We start from the raw sequence: 3,788 nt of genomic DNA, 5'->3' as shown, positions 1-3,788 counted from the left end.
GCTGGTGGGTTCACCACCGAGAAAGTGCTCGGCAGCGTCAGTACCTATCGGCGCGGTGCGTATGACGGCGTGCTGGGCAGGGCGCTGGTGGCCGGTGATCGCCTGGGGTTTGCATCCAGTTTCCGCAATGCTCCGAGAATTGTCCTCCCTGCAGGCCTCACGCGCTCTGTCGAGCGTGAGGCGGATGCACCGATCCGCATCATTCCCGGTGGCGAGTGGGGGGCTTTTACCGAAGAGGCCAGGCTCAGTCTGTTGACCAGTCAGTACCGTATCGGCAACGACTCGGAGCGGATGGGTTATCGCCTGCAAGGCGAGGCGCTGCCGCTCGAGCATCCACTGGAACTGCTTTCCGAAGCGGTCACCTTCGGGACGGTGCAGGTGCCGCCCAATGGGCAACCCATCGTGCTGATGGCGGACCGGCAAACCACGGGTGGCTACCCGCGGATCGCCCATGTCATCAGTGCCGATCTTCCCTTGCTGGCCCAGCGCCTGCCCGGCGAAACCGTCCGCTTCGAGCTGACCACCCTGGAACACGCCCAACGCCTCGCCGTGAAGCGCGCCCGACTGCTGACCCAACTGGAGCATGAGCATGCCTGAGATCGATTTCAACAGTGACCTGGGCGAAGGGTTCGGGCTGTATCGCATGGGCGATGACGAGGCCGTACTGGCCCAGATCACCTCGGCCAACATCGCCTGCGGCTTCCACGCCGGTGACCCCCGCATCATGCGCCAGACCGTGGCCGCCGCCGTGAAGCACGGCGTGGCGATCGGCGCCCATCCGGGTTTTCCGGACCTGCAGGGCTTTGGCCGGCGCAAGATGAGCCTCAGCGCAGATGAGGCCTATGAGTGCGTGCTGTATCAGATCGGCGCATTGAGCGCGTTCGCCTGCGCGCAGGGCACGACGCTGCAGCATGTGAAACCCCATGGCGCCCTGTACAACCAGGCCGCAGCAGACCCTGTCCTCGCCCGGGCGATCTGCGAAGCCGTTCGGGACTTCAACCCGGACCTGTATCTCTACGGCCTGGCCAACAGCGCATTGACCACCGCCGCAGAAGCTGTTGGCTTGCCGGTGCGCCACGAAGTGTTCGGCGATCGCAGCTATCAGCCCGATGGCTCACTGACGCCTCGCGGCCAGGCCAACGCGATGATCACCGATACCGGCCAGGCCGTGGCGCAGGTGCTTTGCATGCTGCGCGAAGGGCATGTGATTGCCGTCGACGGCACCCGGGTACCGGTGCGGGCCGATACGTTGTGCATTCATGGTGATCAGCCGGGCGCGGCGTCATTCGCGCGTGCGATCAGGGAGGCGTTGATTCGTGAGGGTGTGGCCGTGCGTGCTCCGCGATCGGTCTGAGTCGCAGGGTCATGGCTTGATGGTGTGGCCGGCGAAGGGATTCGCCGGCCACACGTGCTCAAGGCTGATGGCAGGCCTTCAGGCCGCGTCCTTTCGCCAGGTAAGCGTCGTACTCATCATCGGGCACCATGCTCCCACCTGTTCCCCAGACAAGATGGGTGGCGCTTCGCAGCTGCGCTGGCGTGAATCCCATGCGGCTCAGGTAGTCTGGCGATTCCAGCACCTTGATCATACCCGGCATGCCCGCCAGGGCCGAGGGCTCAAGTTTCACGCCATCCAGCTCCCATGCCGCGACCAGCAGCCGGTAGAGCTCTTCATCGGTGACCGTGTAGTAGCCGTCAATCAGACGCTGCATCGCCTTGCCCACGAAGCCGGACGGGCGGCCAACCGCGAGGCCGTCCGCGGCTGTCACGTTGTCGATGCCAAAGTCCTGCACGCTGGTTTGATCGTGCAGCCCCGTATACACGCCCAGCAACATGCAGGGTGAATGCGTGGGTTCGGCAAATATGCAGTGAACGGCATCGCCGAACACCAGCTTGAGCCCGAACGCGACACCTCCTGGCCCACCGCCGACGCCACAGGGAAGATAGACGAACAGCGGGGCATCCGTGCTGACGCTGATCTTCGCCTGCGCGAACTGGCGTGCCAGGCGTTCAGCGGCGACCGCATATCCCAGGAACAGGTGTGGGGAGTTCTCGTCATCAACGAAATAGCACGTGGGGTCGGCGGCCGCCTGCAGCCGGCCTTGTTCTACCGCGACGCTGTAGTCGGACGCGTACTCGATCACCGTGACGCCATGGGCGCGCAGCTTGTCCTTCTTCCACTGGCGTGCGTCCGATGACATGTGAACCGTCACCTGGAAACCCAGCTTCGCACTCATGATGCCGATCGACAGACCAAGGTTGCCCGTCGAGCCAACGGCGATGGTGTACTGACTGAAGAAAGCCTTGGCTTCATCACTGGCGAGAACCGTGTAGTCATCCTCAAGGGTGATCAAACCGGCCTGCAGCGCTCTGTCCTCGGCGTGCTTGAGCACTTCGTGGATGCCACCCCGGGCTTTGACCGACCCTGAAATCGGCAACTCGCTATCGGCCTTGAGCCAGAGCGAACCCGCGCCTTGCAGGGCGGACTGTTCGATCAGCAGGTCCCGGGTGTTCGTCAGCGGTGTGATACGAGACTCGATAATGCCGCCTGACGGCGCCGTCGCGGGAAACACGCTTGCCAGGTAGGGAGCAAACCGCTGGAGCCTGGCGCTGGCCAGCTGGACATCGGTAGCGGACAGCCCGACGTCACCAAGTGCCTCGGTGCTCGGTGCGATGTCTGGGTTGAACCAGGAAAGTGGTTTCAGGGAAATCAGGTCTGCGACCAGAGGATGGCTCGATTTCCATGCTTCTATGGTTTTGCCGTGGATCATTTCGGGCTCCGTGAAGACTGGGGTGCGTCATGGCGGCCGGCGCCAGCCATGACGGGATGCTCAGATGCCTAGACGGCTGGCCGTCCCACAGCCGGGCTGCCGCTGAGCTCTGGGGGCAGAGGAGGGTGGGTGACGGGCGTCAACAGATTGATATCGCTTTGTGCCAGCGCGGACAGGTCAGGTGTTGGCCGTGAAAGCTCGGACGTGACGTTGCAGTGAGCTTCCAGCGCTTTCGCGGCCATCAACAGCTCCAGGTCGCCGCGAAACTTGCCAATGACCTGCATGCCGAAAGGCATGCTCAGGTGATCGACGCCCATGGGCATCGACAGCGCAGGGTTCGTGGCCAGGGTGACCACGTAGGTGAGCGCGAGCCACCGGTAGTAGTTCTCCAGCTCCACCCCATTGACGCTGGTCAGGTAGGGTTGCTCCCAAGGGAAGGCCGAGACGGGGGTGGTGGGAGAGAGGATCAGGTCGTACTGCCCGAAGAGCTTCTGGAAGCTGCGGAAAATACGGGTTTGTTCGCCATTGGCCCAGACACAGTCCTTGAGCGACATGCGCGCGCCCATCTCGTAGTTTGCCCGAGGGTTGGGGCCCAGGGCGTCAGGGTCCTTTTCGTAGGCTGCCTGCAAGCTGCCGACGAAGGCTTCGGCGCGCACCACATCGAAGCAGCGATGAGCGTGCTGCATATCGACCTCGACCTCTTCGCAAACTGCGAACAGGCCTTTGAGGCTGGCGATCTTCTTGCGAAATACTCGCCGGATGTCGTTGTCCACGTCGCACACGCCGAAGTCTTCGGTGTAGCCGACGCGCAAGCGGGAGAGGTCTACCGGGCCCAGGCTGTCCATCGACGCCGGCATGTGGAAGTCGTAGCTCAGCGGATCGTTTGGGGCGACACCTGCTGTTGCTGCCAGCTGCAGCCAGGTATCGGCCACGTCGCGGCCCATGGGGCCCACGACCGAGATAGGGGTCCAGCCCAGCAGCTTGCGTTCACTCGGAACCAGGCCAGGGGAGGTGCGCAGA

The 3,788-nt window shown here is 63.5% G+C and carries 4 protein-coding genes; 2 read left to right on the top strand and 2 right to left on the bottom strand.

Annotation, left to right across the window (positions count from 1 at the left end; genetic code table 11):
* The coding region (locus VJS90_RS19930; RefSeq protein ID WP_414704957.1) for a biotin-dependent carboxyltransferase family protein at positions 1-597 on the top strand (597 nt) is incomplete at its 5' end.
* Positions 590-1,354, top strand: coding sequence for a 5-oxoprolinase subunit PxpA (locus VJS90_RS19925; protein ID WP_324123350.1), 765 nt, complete (start codon positions 590-592; stop codon positions 1,352-1,354). The genes VJS90_RS19930 and VJS90_RS19925, both read left to right, overlap by 8 nt.
* 58 nt (positions 1,355-1,412) lie before the next feature.
* On the opposite strand, the gene VJS90_RS19920 is transcribed toward VJS90_RS19925, so the two are convergent.
* Positions 1,413-2,768 carry a D-serine ammonia-lyase gene (locus VJS90_RS19920; RefSeq protein WP_324123349.1) on the bottom strand — a complete coding sequence of 452 codons (1,356 nt, stop codon included), beginning with the start codon at positions 2,766-2,768 and terminating at the stop codon, positions 1,413-1,415.
* 68 nt (positions 2,769-2,836) lie between these two features.
* Positions 2,837-3,788 (bottom strand): amidase (locus VJS90_RS19915; protein WP_324123348.1); only part of this gene is annotated, 952 nt, incomplete at its 5' end.

Origin of the sequence: Pseudomonas sp. (assembly GCF_035277045.1) — a bacterium.
In the GTDB taxonomy this organism is placed as follows: Bacteria; Pseudomonadota; Gammaproteobacteria; order Pseudomonadales; family Pseudomonadaceae; genus Aquipseudomonas.
This window is presented reverse-complemented; position numbering and strand designations above follow the sequence as displayed.

Bases quoted from the DNA above. Each gene is read 5' to 3' on its own strand.
- VJS90_RS19920 (WP_324123349.1), bottom strand. From the start codon at position 2,768: ATGATCCACGGCAAAACCATAGAAGCATGGAAATCGAGCCATCCTCTG.
- VJS90_RS19925 (WP_324123350.1), top strand. From the start codon at position 590: ATGCCTGAGATCGATTTCAACAGTGACCTGGGCGAAGGGTTCGGGCTG.